Origin of the sequence: Streptomyces sp. NPDC127114 (assembly GCF_042677525.1) — a bacterium.
Taxonomy (GTDB): Bacteria; Actinomycetota; Actinomycetes; order Streptomycetales; family Streptomycetaceae; genus Streptomyces.
Window position 1 is genome coordinate 136230 of sequence record NZ_JBHXTJ010000014.1, and the last position, 17260, is coordinate 153489.

At 69.2% G+C, this 17260-nt stretch carries 17 protein-coding genes, 1 tRNA gene and 2 pseudogenes; 8 read left to right on the forward strand and 12 right to left on the reverse strand.

Annotation, left to right across the window (positions count from 1 at the left end; genetic code table 11):
* Positions 1–275 precede the first annotated feature (275 nt).
* The 4 genes and pseudogenes from ACFVGS_RS17155 to ACFVGS_RS17170 all read right to left on the reverse strand — a co-directional run bounded on the left by ACFVGS_RS17155 (position 276) and on the right by ACFVGS_RS17170 (position 2962).
* Positions 276–351: transfer RNA gene (locus tag ACFVGS_RS17155), tRNA-Met, on the reverse strand.
* Positions 352–417: 66 nt separating this feature from the next.
* Positions 418–978: pseudogene (locus tag ACFVGS_RS17160) on the reverse strand (GNAT family N-acetyltransferase); the annotation flags it as partial.
* A gap of 243 nt (positions 979–1221) precedes the next feature.
* A complete protein-coding gene (locus ACFVGS_RS17165) occupies positions 1222–1743 on the reverse strand; it encodes a hypothetical protein (protein ID WP_385692898.1) in 522 nt (173 codons plus the stop codon).
* 784 nt (positions 1744–2527) lie between these two features.
* Complete coding sequence (locus ACFVGS_RS17170; RefSeq protein WP_384417478.1) at positions 2528–2962, reverse strand: hypothetical protein; 435 nt, start codon at positions 2960–2962, stop codon at positions 2528–2530.
* A gap of 83 nt (positions 2963–3045) precedes the next feature.
* Between ACFVGS_RS17170 and ACFVGS_RS17175 the strand changes: the two genes are divergently transcribed.
* Both ACFVGS_RS17175 and ACFVGS_RS17180 read left to right on the forward strand, forming a co-directional pair.
* Positions 3046–3720, forward strand: coding sequence for a helix-turn-helix transcriptional regulator (locus tag ACFVGS_RS17175; RefSeq protein ID WP_385692931.1), 675 nt, complete (start codon positions 3046–3048; stop codon positions 3718–3720).
* 642 nt (positions 3721–4362) lie between these two features.
* Positions 4363–5177, forward strand: a pseudogene (locus ACFVGS_RS17180) (IS5 family transposase).
* On the opposite strand, the gene ACFVGS_RS17185 reads toward ACFVGS_RS17180, so the two are convergent.
* Both ACFVGS_RS17185 and ACFVGS_RS17190 read right to left on the reverse strand, forming a co-directional pair.
* Positions 5127–5855, reverse strand: coding sequence for a DUF2625 domain-containing protein (locus ACFVGS_RS17185; RefSeq protein WP_385692899.1), 729 nt, complete (start codon positions 5853–5855; stop codon positions 5127–5129). The pseudogene ACFVGS_RS17180 and the gene ACFVGS_RS17185 overlap by 51 nt on opposite strands.
* A gap of 79 nt (positions 5856–5934) precedes the next feature.
* A complete protein-coding gene (locus ACFVGS_RS17190; protein WP_385692900.1) occupies positions 5935–6666 on the reverse strand; it encodes a DUF6193 family natural product biosynthesis protein in 732 nt (243 codons plus the stop codon).
* Positions 6667–6969: 303 nt separating this feature from the next.
* Here ACFVGS_RS17190 and ACFVGS_RS17195 point away from each other — a divergent pair, with 303 nt between their 5' ends.
* Positions 6970–7209, forward strand: coding sequence for a DnaB-like helicase N-terminal domain-containing protein (locus ACFVGS_RS17195; protein ID WP_385692901.1), 240 nt, complete (start codon positions 6970–6972; stop codon positions 7207–7209).
* Positions 7149–7490, forward strand: coding sequence for a hypothetical protein (locus ACFVGS_RS17200; RefSeq protein ID WP_385692936.1), 342 nt, complete (start codon positions 7149–7151; stop codon positions 7488–7490). The genes ACFVGS_RS17195 and ACFVGS_RS17200 overlap by 61 nt, the downstream gene beginning before the upstream one ends.
* A 69-nt stretch (positions 7491–7559) precedes the next feature.
* On the opposite strand, the gene ACFVGS_RS17205 is transcribed toward ACFVGS_RS17200, so the two are convergent.
* Together ACFVGS_RS17205 and ACFVGS_RS17210 are read right to left on the reverse strand one after the other, a co-directional pair.
* Positions 7560–8501: a helix-turn-helix domain-containing protein gene (locus ACFVGS_RS17205; protein ID WP_385692902.1), complete on the reverse strand. Its 942-nt coding sequence runs from the start codon at positions 8499–8501 to the stop codon at positions 7560–7562.
* A gap of 23 nt (positions 8502–8524) precedes the next feature.
* Positions 8525–9334: an alpha/beta fold hydrolase gene (locus ACFVGS_RS17210; RefSeq protein WP_385692903.1), complete on the reverse strand. Its 810-nt coding sequence runs from the start codon at positions 9332–9334 to the stop codon at positions 8525–8527.
* Positions 9335–9624: 290 nt separating this feature from the next.
* Here ACFVGS_RS17210 and ACFVGS_RS17215 point away from each other — a divergent pair, with 290 nt between their 5' ends.
* Positions 9625–10011 carry a barstar family protein gene (locus ACFVGS_RS17215; RefSeq protein WP_385692904.1) on the forward strand — a complete coding sequence of 129 codons (387 nt, stop codon included), beginning with the start codon at positions 9625–9627 and terminating at the stop codon, positions 10009–10011.
* 275 nt (positions 10012–10286) lie between these two features.
* Positions 10287–10976 carry a hypothetical protein gene (locus ACFVGS_RS17220; protein WP_385692905.1) on the forward strand — a complete coding sequence of 230 codons (690 nt, stop codon included), beginning with the start codon at positions 10287–10289 and terminating at the stop codon, positions 10974–10976.
* Positions 10977–11302: 326 nt separating this feature from the next.
* Here ACFVGS_RS17220 and ACFVGS_RS17225 read toward each other — a convergent pair whose 3' ends face one another.
* The 3 genes from ACFVGS_RS17225 to ACFVGS_RS17235 form a co-directional block, all read right to left on the reverse strand.
* Positions 11303–11674 (reverse strand): hypothetical protein, encoded by a 372-nt coding sequence (locus ACFVGS_RS17225; RefSeq protein WP_385692906.1) that lies wholly within the window; start codon positions 11672–11674, stop codon positions 11303–11305.
* Between the two features lie 387 nt (positions 11675–12061).
* Positions 12062–13177 (reverse strand): NADAR family protein, encoded by a 1116-nt coding sequence (locus ACFVGS_RS17230; protein ID WP_385692907.1) that lies wholly within the window; start codon positions 13175–13177, stop codon positions 12062–12064.
* Positions 13178–13499: 322 nt separating this feature from the next.
* Positions 13500–13622 (reverse strand): hypothetical protein, encoded by a 123-nt coding sequence (locus tag ACFVGS_RS17235; RefSeq protein ID WP_385692908.1) that lies wholly within the window; start codon positions 13620–13622, stop codon positions 13500–13502.
* Positions 13623–13630: 8 nt separating this feature from the next.
* Here ACFVGS_RS17235 and ACFVGS_RS17240 point away from each other — a divergent pair, with 8 nt between their 5' ends.
* The gene (locus ACFVGS_RS17240; protein ID WP_385692909.1) at positions 13631–14053 is read left to right on the forward strand and encodes a hypothetical protein; all 423 of its coding nucleotides are present in this window, start codon (positions 13631–13633) and stop codon (positions 14051–14053) included.
* Positions 14054–14548: 495 nt separating this feature from the next.
* A complete protein-coding gene (locus ACFVGS_RS17245; protein WP_384417509.1) occupies positions 14549–14851 on the forward strand; it encodes a hypothetical protein in 303 nt (100 codons plus the stop codon).
* A 113-nt stretch (positions 14852–14964) separates the two neighbouring features.
* On the opposite strand, the gene ACFVGS_RS17250 is transcribed toward ACFVGS_RS17245, so the two are convergent.
* Positions 14965–16734, reverse strand: a complete 1770-nt coding sequence (locus ACFVGS_RS17250) for an ATP-binding cassette domain-containing protein (RefSeq protein ID WP_385692932.1) — start codon at positions 16732–16734, stop codon at positions 14965–14967.
* Between the last annotated feature and the right edge of the window lie 526 nt (positions 16735–17260).

Here is a 17260-nt window from a genome sequence, read left to right on the forward strand (position 1 = left end):
AGCGACAGCGGGACCGAGGGGTTCTGGAGCCAGTTCCCGCACTCCCTGCGCGAGAGCTAACTGGCCGGGGTCCTGCTCGTGATCGGCGACCAACCTCGCCGCTGGTCAAGGCCATCTGCAAGGTCATGATCGGCGCGGCCTACCAGCAGCAGCGTCCGTGACTGCGAACCCCAGCCGCCGTGCCCGGCAGCGGACAGCCCAGCACGTCAAGATCCGCTAAGGCGACTGGTGACAACCATCGCGCTTCGGCACATCTGGCCGGTCAGAGGTCGGTTCAGCGGGGGCCGGGATTCGAACCACGCGACCTCTGGGCTATGAGCCCAGCGAGCTACCGAGCTCCTCCACCTCGCGTCGGTGCGTGGTGGGCTGGGTCGATACCGGATGCCGAGCGACGGCACTCGGGCGGGTGGGAACCGCCTCGGACGACGGCTGCCATTCCCGTCTGAGCAGCCCGTAGACCCACGAGTCCGACACGTCGCCGTTGACGACGCAGTCCTCCCGCAACGTCCCCTCACGCACGAAGCCGAGCTTCTCCAGCACGCGAGCAGAAGCCACGTTGCGCGTATCGGCCTCGGCTTGGACGCGGTTCAGGTCCAGCGTGTCGAACGCCCATCCCAGCAGAGCGCGCGCGGCCTCGGTCGCGTAGCCCTGACCCCACACTGCGTCGTCATAGCAGTAGCCGAGCGACGCGCTGCGGAAGTCCGGGTTCCAACTGCTGAGGGTGCACCAGCCGACGAACGCCCCGTCGGAAACACGATCCACCGCCAACCGCACCCCGGTCCCGTCCTGTTCCATCCGTCGGCAAGCAGCGATGAACTCCTCGGCGCGCGAGCGCTCGGTCCACGGGGGCGAATCCCAGTAACGCAGGATGTGGGCGCTGCTCTGCAGCGCGAAGAGGTCGTTCGCATCCGCGTCTTCGAAAGCACGCAGTCGAAGACGAGCGGTGTGCAACGAAGGGGCTGGTAGCGACGCCTTCATGTTCCCTCCCAGGTCGATGACCGACCCATCAGATAACCGAGGCGGTGAACTCGCAACGGGTTTACTCGGCGGGGCGGCAGACGTGCCGGCTCCGGCGGCCGTCCTGGACCTGCCGACGCCGGCCAAGCCCATCCGCGGAGAGGGGGACTCTGCCCGCCGCCTCGGTCCCCGTGCGGCCGCTCGCGTACCCGCCGAGCGGAGTGAGGGGCCGACGCGACTGACACGGAGGGCGGCACGCGTTCGTCACCGTCGGAAGGGGGCGGGCGCGGGGGCGAGGTCAGGGCCGGTGTCGGGGTCGGTGTCGGGCGCCTGCGGCGCGAGGCCGGCGGAAGTGAGGCGGCGGTCCAGGGCGCGCTGGCCCTTGGCCAGCCAGCGGACCGGCCAGTGGAGGAGGACGGCCAGGCAGACGAGCCAGCCGAGGGCGTGGACCGTCCAGACGCCGGCCATGGTGGGGCCGCCCCAGGCGTTGTGGTAGTCGGTGTCGAAGTACCAGAGCGGATAGCCGAAGTTGCGGACCGAGTTGAAGAGGGCGTAGCCGATCAGCGCGAAGGCCGTCAGGTCCAGCGGGAGGCCGAGAGCGGTACGGGACAGGGTCCGGCCGCCCGTCCAGCCGGTGCGGCCGGTCAGCCGGGTCCGCAGCCGGGCGGCGGAGGAGGGGCGGCCGACCAGGGCGAGGGCGGCGGCGGCCACACCGGCGGGCAGCGTTACGAAGGCGCGGGCAGCACTCCGCAGGTCGGTGCGGGCGGTGTGGATGATCGGGGACATCGTGGGCTCCTCACCCTCGCTGGGCTGACGCCCCGAACCCTCCCGCCCGCACGACCGCGCCGTCGTCGCACCACGGAGCCAACCGCAGGGTCATACCCGGGTATCACCCGGCCAGGTGCGCTACGGGCGGTCGAGGCCGCGAGCGGAACCTCCGGCCGACGAGCCGGGGCCTCGGGCCGGCGAGCTTCGGCCGCGGTCGCAATCCGCCGCAGGGGCGGGCTCGCCCTTCCTGGACTACCGGCGGCTTGCAGGGCAGCGGACGACTGGCGTCCCGTCGAGGGGGTACGCGCCGGGCATGAGTACGCCTCCGAACGATCCGGTCCCGCCCAACCCCACGCCGGCGCCGGGGCCCGGGCCTGGGCCGGGTCCCCTGCCGGGGCCGGTTCCGGGGCCCGGTGGGCCCGACCCCGTTCCGCCGGCGCCGCCTCGGCCTGAGCCGGATCCGCCCGCACCCGGTCCGCGTCCGGAGCCGTCGCCGCAACCGGGACCGCTTCCCTCGCCGGGCCCCGGTCCGGAGCCGGCGACCTGAGTTTCACGGCGCGGCGACGGGCCTTGCCACTCTGCTCCCCGGCCCTGAACCGACCGGTCGAGGCACCTCGTGGTGCGCCATCGGCCATGCCCGAGGCTGGCGCGACCAGCAGCGCAACACCGGCTCATGGCGACTTGCGGCCGGACGGCAAGTGGCCTCGGTACCGGGAGGGCGTGCCCCACCCCAGCCGGCGCTCGACGCGCGGGGCTGCGGCGTAGCGACCCTCCCGGTTCAGGAGCGACCGGTCCGTGCGCGTCATCCCCGGTCGACGTGGTAGCGCTGAGCGAGCCGTGCGAGCGCGACGGCGCCGAGGAGCAGCCCGAAGTCGCGGAGCGCGATGTCGTAGTAGCCCGGGATGGTCAGCAGGTTCACGATGATGCCGGCCAGCCAGCCGGCCACGAGCCAGCCGCCGAAGCGGGGGGCCAGTGCCACCGCGAGGCCGGCCACGATCTCGATCGCGCCGACCGCGTACATGGCTGCCTGGGCGCTGCCCGGAACGATGTCGTCGATCCACGGCGCGAGGTAGGTCGGCCAGTCCACGAGCAGGTTCGCGAACTTGTCCAGCCCGAACAGGATCGGCGCCACCGTGAAACCGGCACGGAGGATCAGGAACGCCTGGTAGCCGGGGTCGGCGAATGCCGCGCGCCTGCGGGTGGCGGCGGAGCTGGTGTCTGTGGTGACGGAGGTCATGACCCTCTCCTTCTATCGGCAAGTTTCACTTCCTATAGAAGCTCCGTCCCGTTCTTTAGTCAATGGCTGTGGGTTTTACACTGGTGTTCGTGGACACCCCGAAGGAAGTACGCGACCCCGACGTCTCCGCCATCGCCGCTCTCGACGAGCCGACCCGCAGGAGGCTGTACGACCACGTGGTGCGTCAGTCGGACCCGGTGAGCCGGGACGAGGCCGCCGCCGCTCTGGGGCTGGCCCGCAAGACCGCGGCGTTCCACCTGGACCGGCTGGCCGACGAGTCGCTGCTCGACGTCGTCTACGAACGCCGCAGCGGACGCTCCGGGCCGGGAGCGGGCAGGCCGGCGAAGCTCTACCGGCGCTCGGGGAAGCAGGTCTCCTTCAATCTCCCGGACCGCCGCTACGAGCTGGCCGGGCGGCTCCTCGCCCAAGCCGTGGAGGAGTCCGACGCGACCGGTGAGCCGGTGCGGCAGGTCCTGCACCGCAAGGCCGAGGAGTACGGCGCACAACTGGGCGAGCACCGGACGGATGTCTTCGACCTGCTCGAGCGCTACGGCTTCGAGCCGCACCGCGAGGACGACGCGGTCGTCCTGTCCAACTGCCCCTTCCACGCCCTGGCCCAGGACCACACGCAGACGGTCTGCGGCATGAACCTCCACCTGCTTCGCGGCGTACTGAAGGGCGCCGGGGAGACCGGAACCGAGGCCTGCCTGGCCCCCGCTCCCGGACGATGCTGCGTCCGACTCCAGCCGGCCGCCTGACGGGGTCGCGGTCCGCGGCATCGCCGATCACCGTGCTCAACCAAATCGCGGCGTACAACGCGCCGCCGCCGGAGGAAGAGGGCGTCACCGCCCCGCGCGCCCCCCGCGCCCCGCACACCCCGCGCGAGCGGCCGAGGAGGCAGGCCTCTCGGTGGTGGAGCAGCGCCGGCCGACCCGACGTCCGCGTCATCGCCCGGCGTAACAGGTCCCCATGCGGAGCTCACCTGAGAACGAGGGGACGAGGGGACGAGAGGACGAGCCGGGTCTACGACCACCGGTGGAGCTGCGAATGCGCAGGTCCACCAGTGGTGTCCGAGCACCCAGGAACACCCGCGCATTCTGGCGCGACCCTCCATCAAGGCCCGCCGAGGCCGCGTTCATGGTGGAGAGAAGGCGCACGCCATCGACTGACGGTTGTCCCGGTGGCTCCCCGGTCGCCCAACGGGGCAGCCGGGCACGGCTGTCGAAATCGTGAGGCCGGAGGCTGACCACTGATCCTGGCGAGCAGGGAGCGAGCCTGGTCGGCCCCGACGCGCCGCGAGGGGAATCTTCCCCACCCGTGGCTTTAGAGATCGTCTCAACTGGCTTGATTACTAGGCTCAGGGGCGTGATGGCGATGGTGGAGCGGCTTGGCCGGATGGGTTGTGGGAGTTGTTCCAGCGGGTGGTTCAGGTGCTCCTGTGCGGCCGCAGGGTGGTGGCCGACGCAGTATGGGGACCGGCAGGTGTTGGCGGCGATCGTGTTCGTGGCCACGACGGGCTGTACGTGGCGACAGCTGCCACCGGTCTTCGGCCCGTCCGGACCGACCGCGCACCGTCGGTTCACCGAGTGGAGCCGGGCTCGGGATGGGGCAAGCTCCACCGTTTGGTCCTGGACGAGCTCGGCGCGCTGGACTGGTCGCGGTGCGCAATCGACTCGGTGAATATGCGGGCAGCGAAAGGGGGGACCTGACGGGTCCGAATCCCATAGATCGCGGCAAGAAAGGTTCAAAAATCCACTTGGTCACCGAGCGGACCGGTCTGCCACTCTCCATCGGCATCTCCGCCGCCAACACTCATGACAGCCAGGCCTTGGAGCCATTGGTCCGGGGCATTCCGCCGATCCGCTCCCGCCGCGGCCCCCGTCGGCGACGGCCTGCCAAGCTCCACGCCGACAAGGGCTACGACTACGACCACCTGCGCCGATGGCTCCGGTTCCGGAACATCACGCCGCGCATTGCCCGCAGGGGCATCGAGTCCTCCCAGAGGCTGGGCCGCCACCGTTGGACCGTGGAGCGGACGGTGGCCTGGCTGACCGGCTGCCGCCGCCTGCACCGTCGCTACGAGCGCAAGGCGGAACACTTCCTGGCCTTCGCCGGAATCGCCGCCGCCCTGATCTGCTACCGCCGGCTCGACCAGCCGGCCAGGTCACACGGCGCCGAGAAATCCCGGATCGACTCCATCGAACTGTCGGCATGAGTCCCGGGCGACGCCAAGCAACTCCGTCATGGGCGCAGCTCGACGGCTGGTCGCGGAGAGGTCCTGACGAGCCTCGGTAGACCACAACGGCGGAAACAGCGACAGGCCCTGATCACCGTTCAGTGCCTCGACCTCATCTTTCCAGCCGGGCCAGCGAAGATCCGCATAGAACTGATCAAGCCCCTCTGATGACAGCCAGGCCATCCACGCTGAGTGACCGACCCCCAAAGCCTCCCAGCGAAGCGAATCCGGGGCGAAGTAGACCATCTCCCCAGGAGCCCCAGGACGCCCGTGACCCGCCGGGTCTCCGCCGTTGAGAACGAAGACACCGCCCAGCACGTCCTGGGCTACAACCAGACCGGGATCCGCTCGCCACGTAGGGTCGAACGCTCCAGGGAGCTGATTGACCTGCGCCAGACTCGGCACCTCACGCGCCGCCCCGTCCACGGGGCTGCCGAAGACCCGCAACCATCCGCCGTCCACCAGCAGGCCGCCACAGTGCAGCACCACCGCGCCCAAATACGACCTGGCCGTGACCTGCAACTGGAGAATCGACGCCCTCCCCAGGCCGCCATCAGCCGGGAGCACCTCGACGGACACCGGCCCGGCACCGACGATCTCCCTGAGTTCAGGCCAAGCCGGTTCCTCGACGTCGATCAACTCGCTCAACTCGCGCATGCCTGCATCGTCGCACCCGCACCATACGCCCCAACCAGCAGGGCGCTCCGACGCACTAACCGCCTATCGAGACGACCTCTTAAGGCCGTGGCATGGCATCCTCGGGAAGGCCCTCGATGATGACCACCACCGCTTCTGCCGCACTGGTCAGCTCCTGCAGCCGCCCGTCGGCGAACCGCACCCGGTAGCGGCCGTTCTTGAGCGGCATGGCCCGCGGCAGGTCGTGGCAGATGGGTGGCGCGGCCCGGCGGCTGAAGGTGAGCCATTGCATGCTCCGTCCCGGCGACAGGACCCGAAGCCGCTCCTGTTCGAACGCGGCCTCGACGAGTTCGTGCAATCCGGTGTCCGGCGTGCGCGCGGCGGCCTCACGGAGCCGGCGCCAACGCACGGGCACAGCCTCGCCGCGCTCGTGGGCCTCGGCAAGCTCCCAGGTCCGCAGGAAGGACCACTGGGCGACGAGTTCACCCACCCGCGGCCCCTCCAGCCAGGAGTGGAGCGCTCCGGAAGCCTCGGTCAGATCCGAGGTATTGCCGGAAGCCATACGGACGCCGCCGGTCCAGCAGTCGACGATGAAACAGCGCTCGCCGAGGGCCATCAGGACATCCGCCCTCCGGCCGTCACGTTCCACGCACGCGGCTACACGGCGCCAGCCGGGTGAGGACGTGAGCTCGACCGCGAGCCCGCTGCCCGCGTCGTCGGCAACCGCCTGTAAGGCGTTCTGCAAGGAACCTGCCTTGACGACCTCGGGATAGAGCGTCACGTACTCGTGCATGGGATTGTTCAGCGCCGCGCCGCTGGCAAGCTCGTCCATGCCATCGAGTCTGCCAGGACGGCGAACCACCATCACCGCCGCTTCGCTCCCGGTGCTCCATGCTCCGTAGAGCTTGCCGTTTCCGTTGACCGCAGCACCTGAGTGGGGAGCGAAGAGCGACACCGGGGGATGTTCGGGATCCAGATCCGCATCAAGGCGAGCTCGCCTCAGCCGCCACGGGAGCCCTGGAGTCGTCTCCGACCAGGACCGTCGCCGGCCGCTTCGCCGCTGGCGCTGAAGACGGGCGCCGCTTTGGGGACTTCGGCATGAGTAGCGACACAGGCAGCCGGCAGTCCTCGAACTGTGACAACAGCGCAGAGAAGACGGTGCTCCGCGCTGCTCCTGTCCACGGACACCGTCGCCGACGTCGTGGAGATCCTGCAAGCCCACGACTTCTACGAGCCTGCTCATGCCCTGATCTACGACGCCGTGCTCCGCGTCTACGGCGCCGGTGAAAGTCCCGACCCTGTCCGGGTGCCGCGGTGCTCGACACCGCCGGCACGCCGACCGCGGCCGGAGGCATGGACCATATCAGCTCACTGATCGTCAGAGGTACCGCAAACGACTGGCACCGCGCCGCAGAACGCGTGCAGGCCCACGCCGTGCTGCGACGCACGAAGGAAGCCGCCGCTCGGGTGGAGAGCCTGGGCTCCGAGAGCGACGCTGACGACGTCGACCGTCTCGCTGACATCGCCCAGGCGGAAATCCGGCCTTCCTGCAGCCCGTTCACGTACGAGTCCGGCCGCGAAGACATCGCCCCCCCGCATCCTCGCGACGGAAGCCCGTGTCCCCATCCAACGGTGGCACTTATGCCGTCTTCGTGAGACTGGTTGGTTGTCCTGTCGGTTGAACCTGTCGGATTCCCACCCGTTCTCGTTTGTGCTGCCCTTCTCTCATCCCGTCACGTCCTGAGAGATGATGCGTCGTCTCTCGTGCGAACTCGGCTCACTTCGCGGGAACTGATGGATCGGAGACGTCGGCGGTGTCAGGTCCGCGAACGAGGTCGGCCACGCGACGTCATCGATGGCGAGCCACGGCGCAGCCGCTAGGGCCGTAGGTGTCACCCCGGTGAACGCCTTGACCTCGCGGTGGAGGTGGGCCTGGTCGGCGTGGCCGCTTTCGGCCGCCACCTGGGCGGCGGCGTTACCCGCCGCGAGGAGATGGGCGGCGTGATCGAAGCGCACCAGCCGGGCGGCGTGCTTGGGCGTGAGGCCGATCTGGGACCGGAAGCGGGACCACAGGCGCTTACGGCTCCATCCCACCTCGCTCGCCAGGCTGTCGACGCGCACCCGTCCCCGGCTGGTGCGCATCAGCCACCAGGCAGCGGCGACCTCGGGATCAGGCGACGGGCGGGCGCTCATCCGTCGGCCGAGGGCGTCCGCTGCGATCGTGAACCTCTCGTCCCACGACGCGGCGTCCCGCAGCCTTTCCTCGGTTCGTCCGGCATCGCGGCCCCAGACATCCTCCAAGGAGACCACCGTCCCGCTGAGGTCGGTCGATGCTCCGAACACCGCGACCGCCCAGACCGGCGACAACCGGATCTGGAGGCATTCGATCCCCCCTGCCGCCCGGCCCCCGAGCCGAAGGTCGCCCGGTACCAGCCCGACGACCGTGCTGCCGCATTCGCGCCGGCCGTGGGCGTCGTGGACAAGCCTGTCTCCGTCGCTCAGGTCCACGAACAGAGTCACCGAGGGGTGCGCGACCATGGCGATACCCACGTCTGCCGGAGCACGCTGGCTGAACCCGGCCATGCTGACCCCCGGCAGCCGGCCGGGCTGGCGGGGCACGGCGACCTTCACCGACGCCCAGTCAGGTGGTGATTCGGTGGACTTCACAGCACCAGGCTAGGCGGTGGGTGTCAACGGCCCGTCGCTGCGAAGCGCAGCAGCAACTCGCTGGTCGTCTCCGGCGCTTCGAGCATGGGGAAGTGCCCGACGTCGGGCAGCTGCACGACTCGCGCGTTCGGCACCGTGTCGTAGTGGTGCGCCGAAGACGGATCCCAGCGGGGGTCGGCAGCGCCGAAGATCACCAGAACCGGGACGTCGAGTGCGGTCAGGCGCGCGGGTACGCTCCGGTCGGCGATGTACGCGCGGTTTTGGCGCAGCACCGTCCTGAACGTGCGATAACTGATGCCCCGCACGTCGGCGACCAGGTCGTCCGGGACGTCCACCGGGCGGTTGCACACCGCGGTCACCCCCCGGCGGAGCATCGCGTCGGAACGGACTCTCCAAAGAAGCGGACCGAGCGGCGGGTCGATCAGGACCCGAAGGAGGACGGGCTGCGGAAGGAGCGCGTCGGGACTCGGACCACTGCTGATCAGTGCGAGCGAACCCACCAGGTCCGGGCGCTGTTCGGCGAGGGCGGTGGCGATGTACCCGCCGCTGGAGTGTCCGGCCACGGTGACCGGACGAAGGCCGAGCTCATCGAGCGCCGCGGCCAGTCTGGCTGCCTGCTCAGGCACGTCGTACGACGGCGCGGGCGGGGACTGACCGTGGCCCGGGAGGTCGATCCGGATGACGTGATACCGGCTGGCCAGTGCCGGCATTACCGGACCCCAGGAGCTGCCCGAGGCCCCCGATCCGTGGATGAGCACGAGCGGCGGCGCTTCCCGCAGGCCGTCGTGGACCACGTGCATCCCGTGCACATGCTTACCTTCGTAGATAGCCATGCTCGGGAGGATGCCGGGGCTGCCGTCCCTCGGTCTTGTACAAATGTCGTCACGGGGCCGAACATCGCCAGGACTGCCGTCTCCATGGCGAGCGGGACTTCCGCGAAAGCAGGCCGTTCGAGATCGGCGGCCATCGGCAGCCTTGAACTGCCGAGCATTCATGCGGTTCAACGTGTCCCTACGTACCAGCTACACCGCGACTTCCGGCGAAACCCGCGCGAGGCAGTGCCTTCACAGCACGGGTCCAAAAGGGACGGGCACATTCCGGAGCCGCACGTATCCTGCGTGCTGTGACCGCGACGTACGTGCTGGATGGCACCCGGATCAGGACGCTGGAAGACTTCTGGCGAGTCATCGGCGAGGCGATCAACGGTCCCGGCGGCTACTTCGGCAGGAATCTCGACGCCTTCGCCGACTGCCTCAGCGGTGGTTTCGGGACGCCCGACGACGATGACTACGTGGTTGAGTGGCGGGACCATCAGGTGGCTCGCGACTATTTGAGCTATCCGGAGACTGCTCGGCAGTTGGAGCTGCGCTTGTCACGCTGCCACCCCGCGAACCGCCCGGCGGTCAGTGCCGATCTTGCCGCGGCGCGTGGAGAGCGCGGATCAACCGTCTTCGACTGGTTGATCGAGATCTTCGAGGACCGAGCACCTGGTGTCCTGCGACTCCAGTGACGCTGGCTGCCCCTCTCCTCCCTGCCTGCCGTACGGCCTCGTCGACGACCGGGCGGTTCGCCGCCGCGGTGACCGGGGACGGTGTGTGAAAGGTCCGTTCGTACGCTCCCGACTCCAGGTGCGCATTCGCCGCACTGGTCTCTTCACAAGTCGGTGACACCGCCCCTGATCGGCAAAGCGCATGCCGCCTCAATGCCCACCAGGGGTCTCGCGCAGCACCGAACTCCGAATTTCATGATCGTCTCGGGGTGCGGCGGGTTACGGTGATGCCCGGCATGCGCCAAGCACCCTTATCGAAAGGCAACTTCGTGAGCACATTTGGCGATTCGCAGTCGTCGCCGGCCGAGCGGCCGGTGGACCTCGAGGAGCTGCTGGTCGCGGCAGCGGATCTGTCCGAGGCGGGCCTCGATGACTTCGCCGAACTGGAGTCGCCCTCGTCCGACGAGGACCCGCCGCCGATGACCGGTGCGACTCCAGAGCTCACGGCCCTGCTGAACAGGGCGTTCACCGACAAGGCCGTGAGGGAGGTCAGGACCTCGTTCGTGAATGCGGACTCCACGATCGTCGTCGACGAGGGAGTCTCGGAACGGGCGGCAGGGGCCGCCGTTACCTGGATGGCCGACATGCGCCAGGTCTACGCCGAGTGCGCAGCGTGGACGATGAGCGTCGGCGATCAGGAGATCACCGTTCAGCTGGTGGACCCGGCCGATGATCCGAGTGAGCCGCTCAAGGTGGAGCAGAAGTTCGGTGACGAGGCCTTGATGCGCACGATGCTCGCCGGCCCGGCTGGGCAGCAGGCCCAGATCACCACTCTTCTGGTGCGCGACGGCGACCGGGCCCTGGAGCTGACGTTCCGTAGCCTCGCGGCCGAGCCCGAAAGCCCGGAGGCGGCCGGTCTCGCCACCGCGATGTCGAAGTTCCTCGCACTGGCACCAGCGAAGTTCCTGGGCCTGCCGCTCGGCTAGAGACCGCCGCTCGCGGGAAGCGCAGTACGACGGGAGACCTCGGCTCGGGACCCGACATCCCGGACCGGGGCCTCGTCGAGGCCGCAGGGCACGGCCAGCAACGACTTCCACTCCATCCTCACGAACGAGGCGACTGGATCGCCGAGCACCGCCGGCCTTCGACGCCGAGACCCACAAGCAGCGCAACGCGGTCGAGCGCTGCATCAACCGGCTCAAGCAGTGCCGCGGCCTGCCCATGCGATCAGACAAGCTCGCCACCGCCTACCGGGCCGCAGGCGAACTCCCGCGGTTCCTCATCGGGGGCACGACGGCAGCCGGCTCAGCGATCAACCACCCAGTGTGCGTCCGTCGGCCAGGATCCCGAGCCCACGATCTGCTGCACGAGCCTCAACGCCTCGTGCATGGGCACGGTGCCCCTCATCCGGGTACTCGTCGTTCTGCCCGTTGGAGAGGGTGAACCCGCCGCTCGATCCTTGAGCGCCGGGATCCGTGGCATGCTCGCCCGGATCGCCCTCTTCCTCGAGCAGCATCACCATCGCGCGCTCCGTGTTTGTTACGAAGGCCAGCGAGCGTCCGGACGAGCTGGTCAGCCATGTCTCGAGCTTCCCGCTGTCGATCCTCGCCCGAAGTGCCTCCAGCACCGTCTCGGACGACACGGGCGCAGGGCTGCCGTCATTGATCACCCAGGACTCGATCACGATCAGGACGATCTCACAGACGGTGCAGAGAGACAGTCCCCAGCTCCGCTCGGTCACCCGGGTTCACCGAGAGAGGAGCGATCGGCTGAGCGTCGCCCGTAGCGGGCGGCAGTTACGGGTCGGCTACGACTGCCGACCATCACCTTCACGCACGACGTGCGGAATGTGTGGTCTCGCAGCAGGCCCTCGGACTGTGAAGGAGGTGTCAACGGTCCCGTCGATCACCTGCCGGTCATCAGGCCACTGCCCCGCAGCGGCCACACCTGACCAGCAGGAGCGGCCGAAGCCGCGCCCACTCTGCGTCCGGCAGATCATCGGGTTCACCTTGCCCCATACATGGAGAACGAGCAGATCAACCGACAGTCGCATGGTCGGCTGGAACGGGTCCTAGTCGACGCCGGCCTCCCCAGCCAGCAGTTCGGACCGGACGAGTTCCAAGAGGCGGCCCATCCAGTTCCGGCCCCGTCCTCCGTTGTCGCCCCAGAAATCCGAGTCCGCGTCGTCGTAGATCAAGGTCGCGTCACCCGTGGCCAGAAGGATCGCGGCGAGGTCGGAATGCTGCTCGAACTTGGTACGCAGCAATCGGGCCATGACTGCCGTGCGGGTCCGCTCCCAGCCCTTACGTCGCGTCGCCTTGGCCGCGAGCGTGTGGGCCTTCGCCCCCGTCTCCGCGGTGACGACCGCGATGCGCGCTTCAGGTTCGGCGACGGACCGGGCCCAGTAGGCGTGCGCCACCGACGGATAGGTGACGTCGTCCAGGGTGATGGGCGCGGGGTAGTCATTGCGCAGGCACCGCTTGTCCGGGTGATCGAGCACGCGCTGCGGATACGAGTGCGGCAGCTTCAACGCGGGGGCGAAGGAGTTCACCGCCCCGTCCGCGGGAACCCGCGAAGGCGCCTCGGCCCGCCGTCGGCTCCGCTCCTCGAAGTACGCGACGGCCTCGTCGTACTCGTCCTGCGAAACCGTTTCGTCAGGCCATTGGGGACAGCGACCGCCCGGGCCCGTCACCAGGACCTGCAGGGGACGGTCCTTGCGGTCCATGTCACCGAGGGCGTAGTGGCGCACCGTCTCGGGGATGGCCAGATAGGCGACCTCGGCCGCGGACCGGTTCTCCTCCGTCCGCTCGGCGAAGAACGCATCCACCGCCGCCAGGCAGCGGCCGGTCGAATCGGGGCGACCGTTCAGCCTGTCGATGGTGTCGCGGACTTCGGCCAGCAGCAGCTCCGGGGTCAGCCAGGTGTCCGGCTCATCGAAGGTCCACGAGGCCAGGCGGTGTGCGGATGCCTGGCCACCGTCGGGAAGGCTGGTGGCCACCCACCCGCTGCGGAGCTTCTTCTCGAACTCGTCGAGCGTGACCAGGTCCCAGCAGTCGATGATGCCGTCGGCGTAGATGAAGAGGTCGGTGAGGAAGTAGGTGCCGCCGTTGCATATGAACGCGTGGCGCCATGTTCCGGGAACACGGACGCCGTCCGCCGTGCGATGGGTGATCCGATTGCCGATCATCCCGTGATGATGCCCGACGGGCCTGCCGGGAAGCACGCCGATTAATCCTTTGCCGCAGATCAGAGCCTCCACAAACCAGCTCGGCGGCCGACAGGCTGCGCCACACCGGACGCGGTGCATGGGCGCGGGGCGGGTACCGGGAAGTGCGGGCCCGAAGGTGTGATCATAAAAAGATGGAGCCTTCGGAGCCGTTCAACGTCCTTTCCCTCCGCCACGTCCCCGCGCATCCGGGATCATGGCGATCGTCGGCGCGGATCCGCTTGATGGTCGACGGGGTGGATGTCGTGGAGACCATCCACCCCGACAGCGATTCGAGTCTCTTTCACGAGATGCTGATCGGCCCGCCCGAAACGTGGCCGCTGACGGCCGGCACCGAACCGCGGCGGGTCGAGTTGTCGAACAACTGCTGCGACACCGGCTGCTGCGGGGGCGTCTTCGTGACCATCGAGCGGTGTGGTGGTCTGGTGGTGTGGACATGGGAGAACACGGACGACATCCGGGTGCCGCTGCCATCGGACTCCCACTTCGAGGCCGCCCGGTACGACGCCGAGCTGGAACCGCTTCGTCGCCGACCACAGCTGGGAGGAGCCGGTCGACACCGCCGTACGCCTCCTGGCCCGGGAACTGGTCGACCTCGACTGGTTCCGGCGGTGGAACTGCCTGCCCCCGCCCTGGGGCCTTGGCCTATCGGTCGGCGATCGTGGCGAGAAGGCCCACATCACGTTGCGGTTCCGCGTCGAGGATTCGTTCCGCGCGACGGCGTTTCGTCACTACACCATGGCCGTCACCGGGAACGAACCTGTCGAGGACCAGGTCCGTCGGTTCGCCGAACGTATCGACACCTCCGACCCGCGTGCGGCCGCGCAGACCAGCTGATCCGCTCCCGGCCCACTGAACCCTGCATCAAAATCATCAACCTGGTGCACGAGGCTCTCGTGCTCCGGGGCTTGACCTCCACGGCTGGCCTGCTCCCTGAGCCGGTCGACAAGCTGGGCGAGCCGACGACGCCAGCTATCGCGGGCACCCACCTCGGTGATCGGCAGAGCGGCCGGTCCAGGCATTCCGGCAGTGCGAGCGTAGCCCTCCATCGATGCCAGACCTCACGGGACCAGTACTTTCCAACAGCTCCTACGGGGCATGATCGTGACACGACGTCGGCGGCCGGCAACCCCCGTCCGCGGCTCCGCGTCCTTCTCGTGAGCCGATTCTCGCGGCCGGTCCCGAGCCGCATCGATCCCGGAGGTCCCCGTCCGCATGCCCGTAACCGCCCCGAACCCACCGCAGGCACGCCCCCGCCGTAGGCCCTGGCTGGGGCCGGCCCTGCTGGGCTTGGTCTGCGGCATCGTGTTGACCGGCTTTTTGGTCGCCGTCGTGCGCTGGCCGACGGACGAAGTGACCTACCGCAGCGCTGCCCCGCCTTCGCTGATCTACCCGGACGAGGCACCACACCACCTGGCCCTGGTCCGCCGCAGCAGCCTGTCCGGGAGCGACACCTTCCAATTGTTCATCGGCAGGCAGCCCACTCCCGCCTACGGACACTGGCTCGACGTCGACGCCGCGCTCGGGCAGCAGGGGGTGGAGTCGACGGAGTGGACCCGAGAAGGCGTACGGGTCCGCTTCCCGAAGGGGCACGAAATCTTCGTACCCGCACGGGCGTTCCTCTACGGCAGGTAACAGGCCGGTCCGCGGTCGGATCACGAGCCGCTGCGGGGCGTACGGCCGTGCGGAGTTGCCGCCCCGCGGTCCTGGGCGTCCTCGACGAGCGCGACTGATGGCGGTGAGCAGGGTCAGCGGTCCTGGGAGAGTTCCAGGAGTTCGGCGAAGGTCCCGCCCCCATGGGCGAGGTCGTCGTACGTGCCGTGCTCGGTGATCCGGCCGTGTTCCATCACGATGATGTGATCGGCGATCTTGGTGTTCTCCAGACGGTGGGTGACCACGATCGTGATGCGGTCGGCGGAGATGGCCTTGATCTGCTCGAAGATCTGGTGTTCGCCCCGGGGATCCATCTGGGAGGTGGGCTCGTCGAGGATCAGCAGCTCGGGCCGGCGGTAAAGGGCCCTTGAGCACGCGATGCGCTGCCACTGGCCGCCGGAGAGTTCCGTCCCGCCCCAGAGGTCCCGGGCGAGGAGGGTGTCGAGACCGGCCGGGAGGTCTTCGACGGCGTCGCGCAGCCCGACCGCGTCGACGGCCTCCCACACCGGGGTGTCGTCGTGGGTACGGGGCTGGCCGAGGGTCACGTTCTCGCGGACGCGCAGCGGCCACTGCGCGAAGATCTGCGGCACCAGACCGGTGCACGCCCACACCGTGGAGGGGTCCGTCCCGGAGAGGTCGGTGCCGTTCCACGAGACCGTGCCCTTGTCCGGCAGGTAGACCCCGGTCAGCAGACGGGTGAGCGTGGACTTCCCCGAGCCGTTCGCCCCGACGATCGCGAGGATCTGGCCGCGCCGCAGGGTCAACGAGACGCCGTCGACAGCAGGCTTGTCCTTGCCCGGGTACTGGTACACGACCTCCTCCATGCGGATCTCGTCGACCGGGGCGGCGAGACGGTGGGGACCGCGTCTGGGGGCGCGGGCGGCGGCGGCGTCGAGGAAGGACTGCATGTCGCCGAGGTACAGGCTGGTGTGGAAGACCGCGGCGCCGCCGATGACCACCTGGGACAGCGCGGCGAGCGTGGTCTGCACGGCGATCACGGCCGTCGCGGCGACCGCGAGATCGATCCGGCCGGACACGGCCAGCCACGCCAGAGCCCCCCACGTCGCCAGCAGGAAGACGCCGCCGGCCAGCGCCGACAGCAGGGCGATCCGCAGCGTGCGCGGCGCGGCGCCCAGGCTGCGCAGGTCACACCGGTCGGACAGGGCCCGGTACCAGTAGACGAGGTAGTCGGTCATCGAGTTCGCGCGGACCTCGTCGCTGTAACGGGACTCGGTCGCCCACCAGCGCATCATCCCCCTCACGTTGCGGTCCGCCACGTTCGCGTAGTGGATCTCGTAGTCGACCCGCGCGCTCAGCACGGCCCCGACGCCGGCCGGAAGAACGGCGAGCAGGAGAAGCGGCAGCATCAGCGGGTTCAGCACCGACAGAACACCCCCAGCGGTGACCATGCGAATGACCGCCGACACGAACCGCTGGGCGTCGGTCACCATCACATGGGTCCGCATCACGCCCATCTCGGCCGCCTCGCGCCGGTCCGCGAACCCGTCCTCCGCGTACGCCACCGCCTCCACCCGGCACACCGCCTCGACCAGCGCCGAGTCCGTCTCGGTCGTCAGACGTGGCGTGATCCGCCGTTCCGCGTACGAGGCAACCGCCCCGGCCGTACGAGCCAGCGCCGCGGCGAGGGCCACCACCAGCAGGGCCGGCAGCGCACCCCTCAGCCGCTCCCCGGCGGAACCGGACCCGAGGACGGGCTCCATGGCCCGGGCGGTGGCCGTCAGCAGCACCGCGGCGGAGGCGCCCGTGACCAGCTGGCAGCCGAGGAGCAGCTGCACGGCGCGCCGGTCGGTCCGCCACGAGAGCCGAGCGATGCGACCCAGGACGGCGGGGATCTGCGCGCACATGCGCCGGAAGGAGACCTCGGCGAGCGGGTTGATCGCGTACTGCCCGCTGTAGGTGATCTCCGCGGGCGGAGGTGGAGGCGGCGTGGTCTGCTGTTCGTTCACGGGCGTCGAGGTCAACGGCGGGTCCTCCTGAGCGGTCGTCCGGCGCGGTTCGTGTAGCTCAACGACCCCGCGGAGATATCGAACTGGTGTCTTTCGGACTCCGTCGGATCCCCGGGATCCGGCGCGTGTCGGAGCATGGAAGATGCACCGACCCAGGTCTCCCAACGGACCTCACGACCACGGCGCTTGGCCGAAACGCCGATGGCACCTGTCGATCTCGATTCCCTGCTCGTCCGGACGGCGCCGAGATCGTGCTCATCGAGCACGTCGCCTACGGCCTCACCGGTAGGCGCTGACCCGGCCGCATCCGCCTCGACAGCCCCCGCGACCGTTCTCTCCCCAGAGCTACCAGGCGTTGGCACAGCACGACCTGATCAGCCGAACGGCCCCGTGTCGCGCAGCCATCTCGGCGCGCAGCCGAACG